Origin of the sequence: Prosthecobacter sp. (genome assembly GCF_044373815.1) — a bacterium.
In the GTDB taxonomy this organism is placed as follows: Bacteria; Verrucomicrobiota; Verrucomicrobiia; order Verrucomicrobiales; family Verrucomicrobiaceae; genus Prosthecobacter.
Genome location: NZ_JBIPNG010000088.1, coordinates 1 through 17593 on the forward strand (window position 1 = coordinate 1; position 17593 = coordinate 17593).

Genomic DNA, 17593 nt, shown 5'->3' on the forward strand with positions numbered 1-17593 from the left:
ACCCACCAGCGGCAACACCGGCATTGCGCTGGCTTTTGTCGCCGCTGCGAAGGGCTACAGCCTGATTTTGACGATGCCTGAGACGATGTCCTTGGAGCGCCGCACGCTGCTCGCTCTTCTGGGTGCTGAACTCGTGTTGACGCCTGGTGCGCAGGGCATGAAGGGCGCCATCGCCAAGGCCACCGAACTCGTCGCCTCCACGCCGAACGCCTGGATGCCACAGCAGTTTGAAAATCCCGCCAATCCTGCCATCCACTCGAAAACCACCGCTGAAGAGCTTTGGGCCGACACCGATGGCAAGATCGACATCCTCGTCGCTGCCGTCGGCACGGGTGGTACGATCACCGGCGTGACTGAAGTCCTCAAGCCCCGCAAGCCAAGCTTCCAGGCCATCGCCGTCGAGCCTGATGCCTCCCCGGTCATCAATCAGACTCTCGCCGGCCAGCCCGTGCAGCCTGGTCCGCACAAGATCCAGGGCACCGGTGCAGGATTCGTTCCTACCAATCTTCATCTCAAAGACAGCGCCGGAAACGCGCAGATCACGGAGTGCATCAAGGTCAGCAATGACGAAGCCTTCGCCATGGCCCGCCGCCTGGCCAAGGAAGAAGGCATCCTTGTCGGCATCAGCACCGGTGCCAACGTGGTAGCTGCCATCGAAGTCGCCAAGCGTCCTGAAAACGCCGGCAAGCTGATCGTCACCATCGCCTGCTCCACCGGCGAGCGCTACCTCTCCACCGCGCTGGCTGACGAAGCCCGTGCCAAAGTGGGGGCGTAAGTCTCCCAAGGGCGAATGAATCCCGAATGCCAGGACACCTTGACGGGTTACTGGCTTCGTCTCCCTTCGCTACTCTTCTGAACCAGCCGTTCACCGCTTCTAAAAACCACTCTTTATGTCCCAACTCGATTCCATCTCCCAAGAACTCCCGGCCACTGGCATGGAAAAGTTTCTGGAGGACAATGCCCGCAAGCTCGTCTGGCTTTTCATCATCGCGGTGGTCGCGATCATCGCCTTCGGCGTGATCAAGCATCAAAACACCCTCAAGGCCAATGAGGCTGCGGAAGCCTTCACGGGAGCCAAAACGGTGGAGGATTGCGATCTCGTCATCTCGCGTTATCCCGGCTCCAATGCCGCTGCCAACGCACTGCTGCTGAAAGCGGATCTGCTCTGGGACCAGAACAAGAAAACCTCCGCGGTGGAAGCCCTCAGGGAATTCACCACCAAGGATGCCAGCAATCCGCTGGCCGTTTTTGCACTGCTCGGCCTTGGCTCCAAGCTGGATGCCATGGGTGAAACCAAGGAAGCTCAGGCCATTTTTGAGCGCATCACCAACGAATTCGCCTCCAGCGAGGCTGCTCCCCTGGCGCAAGTGCGTCTGGGTGACCTCCTGTGGGCACAGGGCAAGGCTGATGAAGCCAAGAAAGCCTACGAAGAACTTGCCGTGAAGTTCCCTGACATGCCTGGTTTCCAGACCATCAGTCAAAACCGTCTCGGCTGGATCGCTGCCTCACTGCCGACCAAGGAAGTGGATGCACCACCGGCACCGAAAGTGGAGCCCAAACCTGCTGCAGCCGTCCCAGGATTGCCCAACATCAAGCTGAATGCGGCCAACAGCGGCATCGGCGCCACCATCGCCCCGGCTGTCGTGCCTGCGCCAGCCGCTGCAACGATGCCTGCACCTGCTGCGACCACGCCAGTTGCTACTCCTGCCCCTGCGCCAGCAGCACCCACAGCGCCAGCACCTACGACTCCAGCTTCACCAGCTCCCGCACCTGCTGCAACCACGCCAGCTTCTGCACCTGCAGCAGTTCCTGCGCCGCCTGCCACTCCTGCACCAGCAGCACCGGCGGCTCCTAAGCCCTAAAATAGCACGACGGACATTCTAGTCCGTCGGTTGGTGTGAACTCAGAAGCCGGACAAATTTGTCCGGCTTTTTTTATGCAAGCCACTCCGCAATCGCCGCGATCACTTCATTGCGCTGCGCTTCCGTGAGTTCGCCATAGATCGGAATGCTGAGCACTTCCCCTGCGACGCGATGGGAAACTTCGCAGCCCGAGAGAGAGGCTGCTGGGAGATCGGCAAAACAGGTCTGCTGATCGAGCGTGACGGGATAGTAGATGTCGCAGCCGATCTTTTTGGACACCAGATGATCGCGCAGAGCATCGCGCTGGTGGCCAAGCACGCGGATGGTGAACTGGTTCCAGATGTGCTCGTTGTGCTCGTAGCTTACAGGCAGCACGATCTTGGCATTCTGCGCAGTCAGCCAGGTGTCCTGGGTGCTCACGCATTTACAGTGCGCAGGATCTGCCTGCACGACCCCGGGAAGTTTTGATAAAGCCTCAATGTAATGCGCGGCGTTGCGCCGGCGGTCCGCTGTGTATTGCGCATAGCGCTTCACCTTCACGCTCAGCAGGGCGCATTGCAGCGTGTCCATGCGGAAATTGCCGCCGACGTAGTGATGATAGTATTTGGGTTTGCCGCCGTGCACTCGCAGCACACGGGCGTACTCGGCCAGTGCGTCGTCATTCGTCACCAGCATGCCGCCATCGCCAAAGCCGCCGAGGTTCTTGCTGGGGAAGAAGCTGTAGCAGCCGAAATCTCCCAACGTGCCGCTGCTTTCGCCGCGGTACTTTGCACCGATGGACTGCGCCGCGTCCTCGATCACTTTGAGGCCGTGTTCCTTGGCCAAAGCGAGGATTGGAATCATGTCCGCACACTGGCCGAAGAGATGGACGGGGATGATCGCACGGGTCTTCTCAGTGATCTTTTTCCGCGCATCGTTCACATCCATGTTGAAGCAGATGGGGCAGACGTCTGTGAACACCGGCACAGCGCCGAGGCGTGAGACGGCTCCTGCGGTGGCAAAGAAGGTGAATGCAGGGCAGAGGACCTCATCACCCGCCTTGATGTCCAGCGCCATGAGGGCCAGCAGCAGGGCATCGGTGCCGGATGAAACAGAAAGCGCATGCTTCACGCCCACCATCTCTGCGATTTCTTTTTCAAAGGTCTCCAACTCCGGCCCCATGATGAACCTGCCATGATGCAGCACCTGCGTGAAGGCGGCCTGGAGTTCGGATTCGAGGGGCAGGTTCTGGGCGTTGACGTCGAGAAGTGGGACGGGCATGGGAGGAAAAAGTGACGAAGGCCGAATGATGAATGACGAATGGGGGGCGTGCCAGCGATTCCTTAGTCCGTCAGTTTGGACCAGCCGCCCACCTCCTCCTGAGAGCGGACCACAGGCTGGAGTTTTTTCTCACGCGCACGGTTGATGATGCACGGTCTGCCTGATCACATCCGCTCCGTCGTCTGAATGCCCAGCAGGCCGAGGCCGGTCTTGAGCACACGGCCAGTGGCTTCGCAGAGGGTGAGGCGAGTGTTGCGGGCGGTGCCTTCGGAACGCAGAACGTGGCAGGCTTCGTAGAAGCTGTGGTAGGTGTCCGCGAGTTCGTAGAGATAGTTCGCGAGCAAGTTCGGGCGGTGGTCGTCGAGGATGTCGTGGGCGTTTTCAGCGAACTGAGCCAGCTTCATCGCGAGAGCGCGCTCGGCGGGTTCGGTAATGGCGAGATCATCGGTGAGCGTGACTTCACCATCGAGCTTGCGGAAGATGCTGCGGGTGCGCACGTAGGCATTGATGAGGTAGGGCGCGGTGTTGCCTTGTAGTGAAAGCATCTTGTCCCAGCTAAATTTGTAATCAGTCAGGCGGTTCTGGCTCAGTTCAGCGTACTTGACGGCACCGCCGCCAATGATGCGGGCGATCTCGTCTTTCTCAGTGTCGCTCAGGCCCTGCTCTTTTTCGTCAGCAGCAGTGCGGGCGCGCTCGATGGCTTCGTCGATGACTTCGAGGAGGCCGACGGTTTCGCCGCTGCGGGTTTTAAACATCTTGCCGTCAGGGCCGAGGATGCTGCCGAAGGCGATGTGGATCATCTTTGTGGTGATGCCACGACGCTGTGCGGCGGCGAAGACCTGGCGGAAGTGCAGCTGCTGGGGAGCACCCACGACGTACCAGATTTCGTCAGCCTGCCATTCCTTCACGCGGTAGTCGATGGTGGCGAGGTCGGTGGTGGCGTAGAGGTAGCCGCCGTCGCCTTTGCGGATGATGCAGGGGGCGGGCTTCCACTCGTCCTTGTCGCGGATCAGGAAGGGATCGTTCTCAGGCTTCACGCTGCCGTCGCTGAAGACCACGGTGGCACCTTCGCTGATAGTGGCGATGCCTTGATTGAGCATCTCTGCCACAAGTGGGGCCAGGGCGTCGTTGTAGAAGCTTTCGCCCAAGTAGTGGTCAAACTTGATGTCGAGTGCGCCGTACACTTTTTCGAGCTGCTCCAAGGTGAGGCGCACGCATTCCTTCCAGATGCCGAGGTTTTCGGCATCGCCCTGCTGCAGCTTCACGAGTTCGCCTTTGCAGATTTCGAGCACGGCTTCGTCCGCTTTTGCGGCGGCGTTTACAGCTTTGTAAACGCTGACGAGTTCATGAATCGGGTCCGCCTTGAGCTTGGATTGATCGAGCTGCGTCTTCCAACCGTGGATGATCATGCCGAACTGTGTGCCCCAGTCGCCCACGTGATTGTCGGTGATGACCTTGTGGCCGATGAAGCGCGCCACGCGGGCCAGCGAGTCGCCGATGAAAGTGCTGCGGATGTGGCCCACATGCATCGGCTTGGCGATGTTGGGCGCAGAGAAATCGACCACGATGGTCTTGGCCTTTTCCACCTGCGGTACGCCGACGTGGTCATCTTTGACAATGACGGAGAGCCTCTGGGCCAGCGCGGCAGGGCTGAGCGTGAGGTTCAGAAAGCCCGGGCCGTCCACGGTGATTTTTTCGCACAGGTCTTCAACCTGGAGCGCCGCCTTGATCTGCTCTGCGAGCGCACGTGGATTCGTCTTGAGCTGCTTGGCCAAAATCATCGCCGCATTGCTCTGGTAGTCGCCAAAGCGTGTGTCGGATGCGATGACGACGCCGGGGGTGAAACCTTCAGGCAGATCAATGCCGGCGGCGGTGAAGGCTGCATGGAGACGGGACGTGAGGAGGGCGCGAAACATGGGTGGCCTGCCTCATAGTATGAGGTGACGGGCAGTTCAATCACGAACACCGTTGATTGCCGTCCGGCCTAAAAACGTCTATCGGGGTCTGTGACGCTCGTGAGCTTCTTGTCGTAGCACTCGTCCGCCTTCATCAGTTTGACCTTCTCAGCCAGTTTCTCAAATGCCGACGAAGTTGATTTGGTCAGGACGATCGCGCCATTCGGATCCGCGACCTGCACCACCCAGCCTTGATACTTGAAGCCAAAGACAGCGCCTGTGGTGTCAAATTGAGTGGTGACGCTGGGCAGCTTGTTTTCATACATCTGGCGGATGGGAAGGGACACCGGGAAATCCACCCGCTGCAGGACTTTGGCGACTTTCATGTCCACCGTGCTTTCGCCGAGCAGAATGAAGCTCACCGTGTAGCCATCGTAGGCTTGAGCGGTAGAAGTATTGGTGAATTTGATGCGTGGATTGATCACCTGCATCTCGTCGTCAAAGTCACCTCCCTCGGTTTTGGCTGGCCGGCCTATCATGACTTCGATTTTGATACCGGTTGCGAAGGGAACTTTGGGAGCCGCCGTGTTGATCGGCATCGGAGCAGCGGGCATGATGGCGGGCGGTGCAGGGGGCGGGGTGAGAGGAGCTCTGACTGCCGCCATGGCGGGAGCCGGAGCGTCGGAAGAAGCCATATCGTTGAGAGGCTTTGAGGTCACCATGCTGGCGAGCAGAGCATCGCAGCGGGCGGTGCCCAGACGGTCTCCCGCCTGCTGGCGTTTGGAGGCGAGGTTTTTGACTCCGCCTTCGAGGTTCTTGCGCAAGGCTTCTGCAGATTCCATGCGGCGCTTTTGAAGCTGCTCGGTCTGCTGACGGTAGATGCCACGAAAGCGTTTGTGATCCCCCGAAGTTGCGGCGTCGGTGGAGGGATCGGGCACGGGCTGTCCAGCGGCGATGGCATTCGCCTCAGCGCGCATGGCGAGCTGGTCTTTGGGAGAAGCAGAGGCGGCGGAGCGAAGCAAGGCTGCACCGTATTTGCTGGTGAGGTCGCGGATCTGGGCGCGGAACTGTTCATCGTTGACGGGTGAATCGGACGGGGCGGACTGAGTGCGCAGCATGGCGAGTTCAGGGTCAAACTTTTCCAGGCGGGCCATCTGACGCATGGCCAGAGTGAGGAAGCTTTTGTTCGTGCCAAGCCTGTTCAAATCTGGGAGGCGGACGAGGAGCACGTCGAAATCATCGGGCTGCGGATTTTTCATGTCGATCGGGAATGCAGAAACCAGCATCCAGCCTTCATCCTGCGAGATGCGGATCGTGTTGGCGCGCATGCCGATGTCGAGGCTGGCTAGTTCTGCACCGGTGTCGGCTTCGCGGATGAGAAGACTGCCATTGGAGTAGGCGCAGATGAGGAGTCGGCCGGCTCCCGCCCACGCAGTGCTGGAACAGCTGAGGCTGGCAGGGGGATTGATGAGGAAACGCGGGGTGAGAGCTGGAACATCAAGCAGGTAAAGGGGGCCGAGGCCGCCGACGATCGTGCTGCCGTCCGGGGAGAGGGAAAGGCGATTGCGAATATTGGTGTAGCCCGGCAGGTCGCGGATGTGGCGATGGTCTGGCGCGGAGAACAGCGCCGCAAAGGGCTTGTCCATGATGATGCTTTGAGTGGAGCCTGGGCCCTGGTTCGGATTCGGCTTCATGGTGCTGCCAACCACCAGAAGCTGGGACGCCTCGTCCGGCTTCATCGTGGGCAGCTGGAAGAGGTGGTAAGCCGCGCGCGGCCACTCGGAGAATTGCTGCAGCACGGCCCCCTTTGACGGGTCCCAGTGATAGACGCCGCCGCTTGCGTCATTGCAGAGCAGATAAATGCCTTTTTGGTCGGCAGCCCATGTGGCATAAGTCAGCCGGTTGGCAGGAGCTTTGATGCTGGCGATGGTTCTGCCCTGTTCGAGGTCGAAGATGGCGACCTGCTGTGAGCGAAATGAATACACCAGGACGCGCCTGCCATCAGCCGCTGCCTCAATGCCGTGAATATCACCGACAGGGGAGGGGAAGCGCTTCAGTTCAGCACCGGTGGCCACGTCCCAGAGCATCAGCGTATCATCATGGCCACCGGAAATGGCACATCGTTGGTCGGGAAGGATGCCGCAGGAATAGACGAGTTCTTTGTGTCCCTTGAGGCGCCTGAGGATGGCGAAGTCCCCGGCCTCGGGTTTGAACGGCCCGGCGGGCGCATTGCTGATAATGGCGGGTGTGGGAGCAGTGGACGCATTCGCCCTTTGAGCTGGAGAGGCAGCGCCTTTCTTTGAATCCGCCTCACTCGTTGTTGCGATCTTCGCATCTGGTTTGGACTGGGCAGAGGCGTCAGGTTTGTTCTGCTGCTGGATGAACCATCCGCCAGCGATCAGCAAAGCAATGCAGGCGGCAGCCCAGAGCCATCCGTACGATCTTTGTTTTGGTAGCGCGTGGACAGATCCTTGCGGGCGTACCCTGGCCTGTAGTTGCGGCGGCGGTGCACGATGTACGGACGCTGCGGGAGTGGCGGCTGCCGTGGCGGCAGCTTGGAGGAAGGTTTTGATTTCGCCACAGTTCTGGAAGCGGCGGGCGGGGTCTGCCATCATGCAGCGGCTCACGACACTGGCATACGGTGCCGGCAGACCCTGGCCTGCCGAGGCACCCGCCGCACCTGGCGTCAGCTTGGTGAACATTTCATGAATGACCACACCTAGTGCGTAGATGTCAGCGCGGTGATCCACGGGGGCACCACTCTGCAGGCGTTCGGGGGCCACGTAGTCAGGGGTGCCGTACTCGGCTTCGCCTGCCGTTTCGCTGTCCTTGTCGTGAGCGAGGCCGAAATCGACGATCTTTGCCTGCCAGTCATCGGTGACCAGAATGTTGGCGGGTTTGATGTCGCGATGGATGATGTTGTGACTGTGGGCGTAGGCAAGCGCATCACACAGCTGCGGGACGAGGCTGCGGATGCGCTCCGGCGTCACTTCATCGCGGTGAATGAGTCGGTGCAGGTCCATGCCGTTCACATACTCCATCACCAGATAGAGATGCCCCTGTGTGGTCTGGCCGAAATCATAAACCGCCGCGATGTGCACATGCGTGAGCCTGGCCATGGAACGTGCCTCCGTGATGAAGCGGCGTGCATCCTCCTCATTCTGAGAGGCGGATTCCGGCAGAAGCTTAATGGCCACCCAGCGGTCCAGCGCGGCCTGTCGGGCGAGATACACCGCACCCATGCCTCCGACACCGAGAATGCCATGAAACTCATACTGCGGCAGCAGCGCGGTCATTTCCTCCAGCGTTGGGAAGGTATGGCCCTCGGCAGGCTTTTCTTCAGGAGAGATCGGGGATTCAGTTTCTTCGCTCATGCAGAGATAGTCGTGGACGGCCAGACGCATCCTAAAGCTCATTCAGGAAAAAGCTCAAGCTGAGAGTGTGTGACAGGTTGCTCTGCTTAGGGAGCCGATACCGAGCCAATTCAGCTGAAATTCGTCACATTCTCACATCGCGGATTTCTTCAGCGCTGGTGAGCGTGAGCGAGCCGCCATCCGGCAGAGCAAGCAGGAGGTGGCCCTCTTCATTCAAATCAAGGACACGGCCATGCACTTCACGGCCTTCGGCGCGGCAGCGGATCTGCCTGCCGGAAAGCCAGCTGCGCTCTCGGACTTCAGAGATGGCTGCGGGGAAATCGTCTTCCATTCGCTCAAACTCCGTATGCAAAGAGTTCAGCAGGCGGTGGGCAAGGGCGTTGCGGTCGAGTTCGCTCACCACGGGACTGGCGAGCTCCCGCAGCAACGAAGTGGCATGGATCTCAGGCGGAAAGTCTCGCACGTTCACGTTCAGGCCAATGCCCAGAACGATGCGCATTCCGTCATGTGTGGAGACAGTCTCCGCCAGCAGGCCGCTGACCTTGCGGTCGCTCAGATAAACATCGTTAGGCCATTTGATGCGCGGTTGCAGCGGCAGTTCGGCCTCGATGGCTTTGCAGATGGCAAGGGCGGCCAGGGTGGTGATGCGGGGCCACGACTCCATGGGAGCGGCAGGCTTCAGCAGCAATGAGAACATCAAATCCCTGCCACGCGGGGCGATCCAGCGGTTGTCACGCCGCCCCCGGCCTGCGGTTTGCGATTCAGTGAAGACCACCGTGCCCACAGGCAGATCCGCCGCGTTTTGTTTGAGCCAGTCGCTGGTTGAGCCCACCTCATCCAGCACCGTGATGTGCCACGGCAGTGCGTCATCCTGCAGCGCGCTGACATCTAGCGGTTTCATGCACGGATACTGTGCGGATCGCTGGCCTCGCCATGCTGGTGCAGTTCATCATGGTCACCCTGACATTCGAGATGCGTGGTGATCAGCACCGGATTCGCCACACTGTCCTGCACGGCTGTTTCTATCTGGGTGGCGATGCGGTGGGCGTCGCGCAGCATGATGTCATCGGCAAAGAGCAAATGGACTTCGACGTAGTGCATTTCGCCGGCATCACGATGACGCAGGGCATGAAACTTCAGGCCGTGTTTTTCCGTTTCGCGGCGCAGCGCGGCATCGAGGATCGCATTGAGTTTGGCATCGGCGGTGTCCATGAGCCCCCCGACGCTCTGGCGCATGAGGCCGTAGCCGGTCCAGATGATGTTGGCGGCCATGAGGAGACCGCAGATCGAATCCCAGCTATGCCAGCCGGTCAAAGCGACGAGACCGAGGCCCATGATGGCCCCCAGACTGGTCCACACATCGGTGAAGACGTGTTTCCCGTTCGATTCAAGAATCAGGGAACCTTGTTTTTTCCCGGTGCGAATGAGATACGTGCCAAGCACGGCATTGATGACAATCGTCAGCGCGGTCAGTGCCAAGCCCTGGTCTAAATTGGCGGGTGGCAGGTGCTGCAGCAGTCGGCGCACCGATTCATAGATGATGAATAAGGCTGCTAGGATGATCAGCCCGCCTTCGATCCCGGCGGAGAAGAACGCGATCTTGCTGTGGCCGTAGGGATGATCGGCATCGGCCGGTTTGTGCAGCACACCGAGGCTGAAGGTCGCGAACATCACTGCGGCGACGTGCACGACGGACTCTGCTGCATCGCCGAGGATCGCCGCAGAGCCGGTCAGCACATACGCTCCCATTTTGAGCACAAGCATCAGGAACCCCACGGCGAGAGAAAGCCGCATGGCGCGCGTGGCGTCGGAGGTGTTGCTCATGAGAGATCAGTCACGCAGCAGCAGCTCGACGATGGCGGGTACATCGGCAAACGATTCGACGCAGCGCCAGGGATTCAGGGCGCTCAGTTCAGCATGGGAATACTGACCCGTTGCGACGGCCAGGCACTTGGCACCAAAGGCCTCGGCACAGCGGATGTCCTTGGGAGTGTCACCGATGACGATTACATCGTCGATGTGGTAGGTCGTGCCGGTGGCATCCTGCATGCGCTGCAGCGCCACGGGGCCTAGCTGGTTGCGGTCATGATGATCACTGCCGAAGCCGCCTTCGATGAAATGCTCGTAGATGCCGTGGCGCGAGAGCTTGATCACCGCGCCGCGACGCACGTTGCCTGTGAGCAGCCCGAGGTGCGCTTCGCTTTCGCTGCGCAGGGCTTCCAGCAGTTGCGTCACACCGGGCAGAGTATAGCCGGTGAAGTCCGGCGCTTGGAGCCGGCGTTGGAGATGGGACAGGTAGCGGTCAAGAAACGCAATGACTTCCTCCGGCGTATGCTGGCGGCTCATGTGGCCGAACACATCCATGGCAATCGCGGGGTCGGTGGACCCGGCGAGCTGGAGAGGAGGGAACTGTTCGCGCTGAATGCCGAAGTGTTCTTCTGCGGCGTCGAGAATCGCCGCGCCGCCCGCGCCATTGCTGTCGATCAGCGTGCCGTCGATGTCGAAAAGAAGCAGGCGTGCCATCTCAGTGTGGCTTGGAGGCTGAGGCAGGTGGATGTGCTGCAGCGCCGGTGTTTGACGGTGCGTATTTGGCCACCATGACAGCGCCTACGACTGCCAGAACGCAGCCGATGATGAATTGCGGTGGAATGGCCTTGTCCGGCCGATGGAGCAGCATGGCCGTGAGGGTGTTGATCACCGGTGCGCCACCGAAGACAATGGGCATGACCGCCGCCGCGGCGGCCACACCGAAGCCACCGCCGCCTTTGAGGATGGGCGTGGCGGCTGCGCCGAGGGCGAGGACCAGTGTGAGCGCACCCAGAGCGCCTGCCATACCTGCGATGAGGCTGAGGGGAATGCCGCTGCCGGTTTCACCGGTGAAGCTCCAGTTGGTGCCCCGCGCCTTCAGCACCAGCGCGGTCACGATGCCGATGAGAGCGTAGGCGATGCAGACAAACAGAAATGCTTTCAGGCTGGCATTGGGGGTTTCAGCACCCATGGGCATCTTGGAGCGTGCCGCGTGAAGAATGACACCATAGACGCCCCAGGAGAGCACGGTGAGGAGAGCGTAAAGGAGCCAGGTCTGCATGGTTTTGGTTTGGGGTTGGGAGTTCACAGGGAGAGTTGGTGGAAGGCTGTTCTTCGCTGAAATTGAGAGTGATTGCAAGGGCGGAGGGCAGAGGAGGAGTGACGCATCTGCCTTTGATCTCGTGATCTATTGAGCGGTGCTCCACCAACGACTTAGACGGCGAAGGATATACGCGAGAACACCCAATATTGCTCCAAAGAACAGGCGATAGGCAATCAGACGGTGGAAATGATCCTCATCAGTCGTTTTGGAGACGAGGATCGCCCGTCCTCTCTGAAACAGCTCGGTTGTGTCGTGATCAATGAAGAGATCATTAAAACCAGTTCCAAGGAGATAGCCACCAGCCAGCGCGAAGCCCACGGCGATGGGCCGGATGAGCGCTGGATGAATGTTGAAACCGGATGTGACCATGGAAATTTAGGATTGGATCACTTCCGATCCGGCCTCTTCAGCAATTCCGGTGGAGCGGCCTCGATCTTGTCGCGAAAGCGCTGCGGGATCACGACGGCCTTCATCTGGCCGGTCTCGCGGTCTTTGCGCACGCAGGCGGCGGTGATGCGGCCTTCGGCAGCCAGGGTGCCGTCCAGCTTCCAAAAGCGGATGTAATGGCGGATGACCTTGCTGCGGACTTCTTCCACGAGGAGTTCGCATTCAAACTCCTCTTCGACACGCAGCGGGGCCATGTAGTCGCAGGAGGCGTGAACGCGCGGCCAGCCGACGCGTTCTTCGCCTTCCACGGGCTTGTCGACGATGGAGAAGCCGAGACTGCGGAAGAAGGCATGCTCCACGCGCTCCATGTAGCGGAAGAAATTGGAGAAATGGACGATGCCGGCCATGTCGGTGTCAGAGAACTGGACGCGTTCGATGCAGGTGAAACGGTGGGCCATGAGGCTGGATGATTAGTCGGTGGAGGCTGGATTCTCAAACACTCATCGCCGTCAAATCTCAGACGGCGGAAGTGCCGGGAGCATGAGCCTGCGATTCATTCCGCTGAACGGTTGGATGAAGGAACCGCTCAACGCGAGGTTGTGGCGTCGGAGCTGCAGCGGATAGAGACGGGAGTAAGTTGCGCGCAGGCGCTGCCGCAGGGGTTCGTTGGCCGCAGTGAGCGGCAGTTTGCCCACTTCCTGCCGCAGGAAGTTCAGGCTTTGCAGCACATTCACATAGCGAACATCCTCAGGCCCCGAAGGGGTGAGGTCGTTGAATCCAAAATGCGCGATGATGACTGTGTGGGAGCCGCGTGGCCCCAGAAACGGCGCGGCCATGCGCTCGAGGCCGAAGTCGTCATAGTTCAATGTGAGCGATTGTCCGGCAAAGGCCCTGCTCAGTCCTCCCGCAGCGCAGCCTGGGAGCAGCAGAAGAGGCAGCAGCCATAATAACAGGGGGGTGAATTTCATGACGGTGGCTGGTTAGTGGGAAATGACGGCGAGTTCACACCCCTGCGCCTCACGCATTTTGTGGGCGGACTCGATCACCGCATGCGCTGCAGCTTCGGCATCCGCCTTGGTGTTGAAGCGGTTGAAGGAAAAACGCAGCGTGCAGGCGGCATCGCGGGCGCTGACACCCATCGCCTCAAGGACATGAGAGGCATGCAGCGCGCCGGTGTGGCAGGCGGAACCGGCGGAGCAGGCAATGCCCGCCTGATCCAGCAGGATGAGCATCCCTGCGGCATCCATTTCAGGCAGGCAGAAGGAGCTGGTGGTATGCAGACGATGCGTCGGGCAGCCATGAATCCGCATGTCTGGCAGCGTAGCGTGGATGAGGTGCTCGAAACGGTCGCGCATGCATTTGAGACGGGCCTTGTTGCCGTCTGCGAGATGCTGACCAGCGAGTTCGGCGGCTTTGCCGAGGGCGATGATGCCGGGCACATTCTCCGTACCGCCACGCCGTTCGCTTTCCTGACCACCGCCCACGAGCATCGGCGCAAAGCGGACGCGCTGGCTGACGTAGAGCGCACCAATGCCCTTCGGCGCATGCATTTTGTGGCCGCTGAGGCTGAGGAAATCGACCGCCGTCGTCTGCACATCGAGGTGAATTTTTCCCGCCGCCTGCACGGCATCGGTGTGCACCAGCGCACCAGCGGCATGTGCCAGAGTGACGATTTCGTGCATGGGGGCGAGCACGCCGGTCTCGTTGTTGGCCCACATGATGGATACAAGCGCGGTGACTCCTGGCCGAACGAGTGCGTGTAAGGCATCCAGATCAACACGGCCGTCAGGATGCACGGGAGCTGTGGTGACTTTGCCCCCTTGAGCCTTCCAGAGCCTGGCGGATTCCAAAACTGCGGCGTGCTCCGTGCCGGTGATGATGAGTTCCGGCTTGTCCGGCCACAGGGCGCGTACGGAGGAGTGCACGGCATTGATGGATTCGGTGCCGCCGCTGGTGAAAGTGATTTCCATCGGGCTGGCATTGAGCAGGGCTGCCACCTGGGCTCGTGACTGCTCGATGGCGCGGCGCACCCTGCGCCCGGCGGCGTAGCTGGCAGAGGGATTGGCGTAGTGCTCGCGCAGGAACGGCAGCATCGCCTCCAGCACTGCTGGATCGACCGGCGTTGTGGCATTGGCGTCGAGGTAGATCACGGGGAGAAGGTCGGACTGCGATTCCTGCTGTCAATACCCCTTCCGGCACTCGACAAGCCGCCCACTCCCGCTAACCTCCCTGCCCTTATGCTCGACATCCGCCTCATTCGTGACAACCCAGATCAGGTCAAACAGCGCCTCGCCAACCGCAGTGGCGACTTCGCATCATTGGTGGATGAGGTGCAGTCCATTGACACTCAGCGTCGCGCCGCGGAGACGGAACGGCAGAAGCTGCAGAGTGATCGCAACCGCATCAGCAAAGAGATAGGCATCGCGAAAAAGAACGGCCAGGACACCAGCGCCATCGAGGCGGAGGTGCGTGGCATCGGCAGCCGCATCGAAGAAATCGGCCGTGAGGCTGATGTGGCGGACGCACGCCAGCGCGATCTGCTCCTAAGCATTCCGAACCTGCCGCATGAAGCCTGCCCCGTGGGCAGCACTGCGGAGGAGAATCCTGAAGTGAAGGTCTGGGGTGAGAAGCCCACATATGAATTCCAGCCAAAGGATCACACCGTGCTCGGAGCAGCACTCCGCATGCTCGATTTCGAAGCCGGGGTGAAAATCTCCGGCAGCGCTTTTGTGGTGTACCGCGGAGCTGGCGCCAAACTGGAGCGCGCCTTGATCAGTTTCCTGCTGGATCTGCACACCACGCAGCATGGCTATGAAGAAATCAGCCCGCCGCTGCTGGTGAAGTCGGAATGCCTCGTCGGCACCGGCCAGCTTCCTAAATTTGGCGATCAGGTCTATCACAGCGCTGCAGACGATCTCTATCTCATCCCGACCGCTGAAGTGCCGGTGACGAATCTGCATCGCGATGAAATCCTGCCTTTGGAAAAGCTGCCGGTCAATTACGCAGCCTACACGCCCTGCTTCCGTCGTGAGGCAGGCAGCGCGGGGCTTGGCACTCGCGGGCTGATCCGCATGCATCAGTTCGACAAAGTGGAGCTGGTGAAGATCGTCACTCCGGAGACGAGCATGGCTGAACTGGAAAGCCTGACCGCAAATGCGGAGAAGGTGCTGCAACTGCTCGGCCTGCACTATCGCGTGATCGAACTCTGCACGGGCGACATTGGATTTGGCTCGGCCAAGACCTACGACATCGAAGTCTGGGCACCGGGGCAGGGGACTTACCTTGAAGTGTCGAGCTGTTCCAATTTCGGTGACTACCAAGCCCGTCGCATGAACCTGCGCTACAAGGATGAAAACGGCAAAAACCGTATCCCGCACACACTGAATGGCTCAGGCACAGCGCTGGCGCGCTTGTTTGTGGCACTCGTTGAAACGTATCAGCAGGCCGATGGAACGATCCTGATTCCTGAGGCGCTGCGCGGTCACTTCGGTGCTGAGAAAATCGGCTGATCTTCATGAAACAAGCCTGCGTCCTGTTGCTCCTGCTGGTGTCCGCCCGCATCGCCTGTGCTCAGGCTCCTGGTGTGCCGGTCTATGCTGAAGGGCGTGGAGCGCGCCCGAATGCGGTGCTGATGGAGCAGGCGAAAAAGCTGCAGGGAGCTTCCGAGCTGCTGTCGATGACGAAGGCCCTGGAGCAGGCGCAACGCACGCAGTGCGACATCACCCTGCCGGTCGCTGATTCAAAACCCATGACTGCTCGCGAACGCTGGCAGCGTGCGCGCATGTCGCACCTTCGCGTGGGGCAGTTGTACCTGTGTTCCAAGTGTGACAAATGGCATCTCGATCTTTCGGGCGGATACGCCATCACGGCCGATGGCGCGGTGGCTACCTGTGCGCATGTGATCGCGCCGCCGCCCAACATGAAAGAGGGCTGGCTGGTGGTGGCCACGGAGGAGGATGTGATCCTGCCCGTCACGGAAGTGCTCGCCTGCAATATTGGTACCGACTGCGCCATCCTTCGGGTGAAGTCCAGTCAACCGCTCACCCCGCTGCCGCTCAGTCTGGACGTGAGTCCGGGGGATTCCGTGTGGTGTTTCAGCGACCCAAGCGGCAAGCGTGGCTACTTCAGCGAGGGCATTGTGAGTCGCTTTGTGAAGCGTTCGTTCATGACCAAAAAGGAGTCGGACAAGCTGCCCGAAGGCTCCGAGGCACCCAAGCCAGTGTGGCTCGAAACAACGACGGACTGGGCGCCGGGATCGAGCGGCTCGGCGTTGATGGATCAGTTTGGCAATGCGGTGGGTCATGTGTCCGAAATCCAGACCGTGATCGAAGATGCGCTGCCGGCACGGAAAAAGAAAAGTGAGGCCACCGTCATTCATCAACTGGGCACCCAGATGGTGTTTCATCAGGCCATCGGCGCGGTGGAAGTACAGGCGATCGTGAAAAAACCTTGAGTCTGAGGCGCAACTTTCAGTGGGGCTGTGCATTCATCAGGCCATGAGATGCATCATCCTCTCCTTCTTTGTGGCGCTTAGCCTTGTCATTTCTGCCCAGGGGCAGATCGCGGGAGTGCAGGCGCATCGTGATCTCGTTTACGTCGAAGGCGGGCACGAGCGGCACAAGCTCGATCTCTACCTGCCGGAGAAAGCCGAAGGCCCTCTGCCTCTCATCATCTGGGTGCATGGCGGCGGCTGGCAGAACGGCAGCAAGGATGGCTGCCCGCCCCTGCGCGCCGGTTATGTCGCGCAGGGTTACGCGGTGGCCAGCATCAATTACCGCCTGAGTGGTCACGCGGTGTTCCCGGCGCAGATCGAGGATTGCAAGGCCGCGATCCGCTGGTTGCGGGCGCATGCAAAAGAATACTCGCTCGATTCGCAGCGCTTTGGCGTGTGGGGCAGTTCGGCAGGCGGACATCTGGTGGCGCTGATCGGCACCAGCGGTGATGTGAAGGAGTTCGACGTGGGTGCCAATCTGGACCAATCCAGCCGCGTGCAAGCCGTGTGCGACTACTACGGACCGACGGACTTCACCGTCTTCGTCACCACACCGGGCTACGAGAGCCATGCCACGGATGCTTCACCCGAAGCGAAGCTCATCGGCGGTTCGGTGATGCAAAACAAAGACAAGGCCGCGCGGGTGAATCCGATCACCTATGTCACCCGGGATGATCCGCTCTTTCTGATTGTGCATGGCGACAAAGACCCAACGGTGCCGATCAATCAGAGCCAGCTTCTGTTTGATGCACTGAAGAAAACCGAGGTCAGCGCGCATTTTCACACGATCCACGGCGCAGGACACGGCGGACCGGGTTTTGCCGGCAAAAACATCGACGAGATGGTCAGCCAGTTCTTTGCCGAGCGGCTGAAAACCAGTTCTGCAAAGGTCGACGCCCTTGCCACCGAGAGCACTGCGGATGCGGCGATGATGGAGCGCGATCCACGCAAAGGAATGCCTCAGAGCGGCGGACGGCGCGGCATTCCCTGGGAGGTCCTCATCGGCCGGGATGACAAGGACAAGGACGGCAAGGTCAGCAAGGTCAGCAAAGTGGAGTTCAGTGGTCCACCTCAGCTCTTTAAGGTTCTCGACCAAAATAACGACGGCCTGCTGGAAAAAACGGAGCATGAGGCCTTTTTGAACCGTCCCGGTCCACGCCCCTGAGGGGATGAAATTTTGCTTCCCAAGCGAT

General features: G+C 60.2%; 16 protein-coding genes. 5 read left to right on the forward strand and 11 right to left on the reverse strand.

Annotated features, from left to right (window positions below):
* On the forward strand, positions 1–775 hold a 775-nt coding region (gene cysK / locus ACIREA_RS09900; RefSeq protein ID WP_397382107.1), incomplete at its 5' end, for a cysteine synthase A.
* A 115-nt stretch (positions 776–890) separates the two neighbouring features.
* On the forward strand, positions 891–1862 hold the full coding sequence (locus tag ACIREA_RS09905; protein ID WP_397382108.1) for a tol-pal system YbgF family protein: 972 nt from the start codon (positions 891–893) through the stop codon (positions 1860–1862).
* A gap of 72 nt (positions 1863–1934) precedes the next feature.
* Here ACIREA_RS09905 and ACIREA_RS09910 read toward each other — a convergent pair whose 3' ends face one another.
* The 11 genes from ACIREA_RS09910 to ACIREA_RS09960 form a co-directional block, all read right to left on the reverse strand.
* Complete coding sequence (locus ACIREA_RS09910) at positions 1935–3122, reverse strand: DegT/DnrJ/EryC1/StrS family aminotransferase (RefSeq protein ID WP_397382109.1); 1188 nt, start codon at positions 3120–3122, stop codon at positions 1935–1937.
* Positions 3123–3286: 164 nt separating this feature from the next.
* The gene (argS, locus tag ACIREA_RS09915) at positions 3287–5038 is read right to left on the reverse strand and encodes an arginine--tRNA ligase (RefSeq protein ID WP_397382110.1); all 1752 of its coding nucleotides are present in this window, start codon (positions 5036–5038) and stop codon (positions 3287–3289) included.
* Positions 5039–5106: 68 nt separating this feature from the next.
* Positions 5107–8391, reverse strand: a complete 3285-nt coding sequence (locus tag ACIREA_RS09920; RefSeq protein WP_397382111.1) for a WD40 repeat domain-containing serine/threonine protein kinase — start codon at positions 8389–8391, stop codon at positions 5107–5109.
* Between the two features lie 124 nt (positions 8392–8515).
* Positions 8516–9292: a biotin--[acetyl-CoA-carboxylase] ligase gene (locus ACIREA_RS09925; RefSeq protein WP_397382112.1), complete on the reverse strand. Its 777-nt coding sequence runs from the start codon at positions 9290–9292 to the stop codon at positions 8516–8518.
* A complete protein-coding gene (locus tag ACIREA_RS09930) occupies positions 9289–10215 on the reverse strand; it encodes a cation diffusion facilitator family transporter (protein ID WP_397382113.1) in 927 nt (308 codons plus the stop codon). Before ACIREA_RS09930 ends, ACIREA_RS09925 begins: the two co-directional genes overlap by 4 nt.
* A 6-nt stretch (positions 10216–10221) precedes the next feature.
* Positions 10222–10914 carry an HAD family hydrolase gene (locus tag ACIREA_RS09935; protein WP_397382114.1) on the reverse strand — a complete coding sequence of 231 codons (693 nt, stop codon included), beginning with the start codon at positions 10912–10914 and terminating at the stop codon, positions 10222–10224.
* A 1-nt stretch (position 10915) separates the two neighbouring features.
* Positions 10916–11479 carry a hypothetical protein gene (locus tag ACIREA_RS09940; RefSeq protein ID WP_397382115.1) on the reverse strand — a complete coding sequence of 188 codons (564 nt, stop codon included), beginning with the start codon at positions 11477–11479 and terminating at the stop codon, positions 10916–10918.
* A 126-nt stretch (positions 11480–11605) separates the two neighbouring features.
* Positions 11606–11890: a hypothetical protein gene (locus tag ACIREA_RS09945; RefSeq protein ID WP_397382116.1), complete on the reverse strand. Its 285-nt coding sequence runs from the start codon at positions 11888–11890 to the stop codon at positions 11606–11608.
* Between the two features lie 17 nt (positions 11891–11907).
* On the reverse strand, positions 11908–12366 hold the full coding sequence (locus ACIREA_RS09950) for an acyl-CoA thioesterase (RefSeq protein ID WP_397382117.1): 459 nt from the start codon (positions 12364–12366) through the stop codon (positions 11908–11910).
* A 51-nt stretch (positions 12367–12417) separates the two neighbouring features.
* Entirely contained in the window at positions 12418–12876 is a 459-nt protein-coding gene (locus ACIREA_RS09955; RefSeq protein ID WP_397382118.1) for a hypothetical protein, read from the reverse strand.
* A gap of 12 nt (positions 12877–12888) precedes the next feature.
* Entirely contained in the window at positions 12889–14058 is a 1170-nt protein-coding gene (locus ACIREA_RS09960; RefSeq protein ID WP_397382119.1) for a cysteine desulfurase family protein, read from the reverse strand.
* An 87-nt stretch (positions 14059–14145) separates the two neighbouring features.
* On the opposite strand from ACIREA_RS09960, the gene serS reads away from it, so the two are divergent.
* The 3 genes from serS to ACIREA_RS09975 are packed head-to-tail and all read left to right on the forward strand — an operon-like array spanning position 14146 to position 17565.
* Positions 14146–15417 carry a serine--tRNA ligase gene (gene serS / locus ACIREA_RS09965; protein WP_397382120.1) on the forward strand — a complete coding sequence of 424 codons (1272 nt, stop codon included), beginning with the start codon at positions 14146–14148 and terminating at the stop codon, positions 15415–15417.
* A gap of 5 nt (positions 15418–15422) precedes the next feature.
* A complete protein-coding gene (locus ACIREA_RS09970) occupies positions 15423–16361 on the forward strand; it encodes a serine protease (RefSeq protein ID WP_397382121.1) in 939 nt (312 codons plus the stop codon).
* 43 nt (positions 16362–16404) lie between these two features.
* Entirely contained in the window at positions 16405–17565 is a 1161-nt protein-coding gene (locus ACIREA_RS09975) for an alpha/beta hydrolase fold domain-containing protein (RefSeq protein WP_397382122.1), read from the forward strand.
* The last annotated feature ends 28 nt before the right edge of the window (positions 17566–17593 follow it).

Excerpts from the sequence above, each read along its gene's own strand:
- ACIREA_RS09920 (WP_397382111.1), bottom strand. The coding sequence starts at position 8,391 with ATGAGCGAAGAAACTGAATCCCCGATCTCTCCTGAAGAAAAGCCTGCC.
- ACIREA_RS09925 (WP_397382112.1), bottom strand. The coding sequence starts at position 9,292 with ATGAAACCGCTAGATGTCAGCGCGCTGCAGGATGACGCACTGCCGTGG.
- ACIREA_RS09970 (WP_397382121.1), top strand. The coding sequence starts at position 15,423 with ATGAAACAAGCCTGCGTCCTGTTGCTCCTGCTGGTGTCCGCCCGCATC.
- ACIREA_RS09950 (WP_397382117.1), bottom strand. The coding sequence starts at position 12,366 with ATGGCCCACCGTTTCACCTGCATCGAACGCGTCCAGTTCTCTGACACC.
- argS (WP_397382110.1), bottom strand. The coding sequence starts at position 5,038 with ATGTTTCGCGCCCTCCTCACGTCCCGTCTCCATGCAGCCTTCACCGCC.
- ACIREA_RS09910 (WP_397382109.1), bottom strand. The coding sequence starts at position 3,122 with ATGCCCGTCCCACTTCTCGACGTCAACGCCCAGAACCTGCCCCTCGAA.
- ACIREA_RS09930 (WP_397382113.1), bottom strand. The coding sequence starts at position 10,215 with ATGAGCAACACCTCCGACGCCACGCGCGCCATGCGGCTTTCTCTCGCC.
- ACIREA_RS09955 (WP_397382118.1), bottom strand. The coding sequence starts at position 12,876 with ATGAAATTCACCCCCCTGTTATTATGGCTGCTGCCTCTTCTGCTGCTC.
- ACIREA_RS09940 (WP_397382115.1), bottom strand. The coding sequence starts at position 11,479 with ATGCAGACCTGGCTCCTTTACGCTCTCCTCACCGTGCTCTCCTGGGGC.
- ACIREA_RS09935 (WP_397382114.1), bottom strand. The coding sequence starts at position 10,914 with ATGGCACGCCTGCTTCTTTTCGACATCGACGGCACGCTGATCGACAGC.
- ACIREA_RS09975 (WP_397382122.1), top strand. The coding sequence starts at position 16,405 with ATGAGATGCATCATCCTCTCCTTCTTTGTGGCGCTTAGCCTTGTCATT.
- ACIREA_RS09905 (WP_397382108.1), top strand. The coding sequence starts at position 891 with ATGTCCCAACTCGATTCCATCTCCCAAGAACTCCCGGCCACTGGCATG.
- ACIREA_RS09945 (WP_397382116.1), bottom strand. The coding sequence starts at position 11,890 with ATGGTCACATCCGGTTTCAACATTCATCCAGCGCTCATCCGGCCCATC.
- serS (WP_397382120.1), top strand. The coding sequence starts at position 14,146 with ATGCTCGACATCCGCCTCATTCGTGACAACCCAGATCAGGTCAAACAG.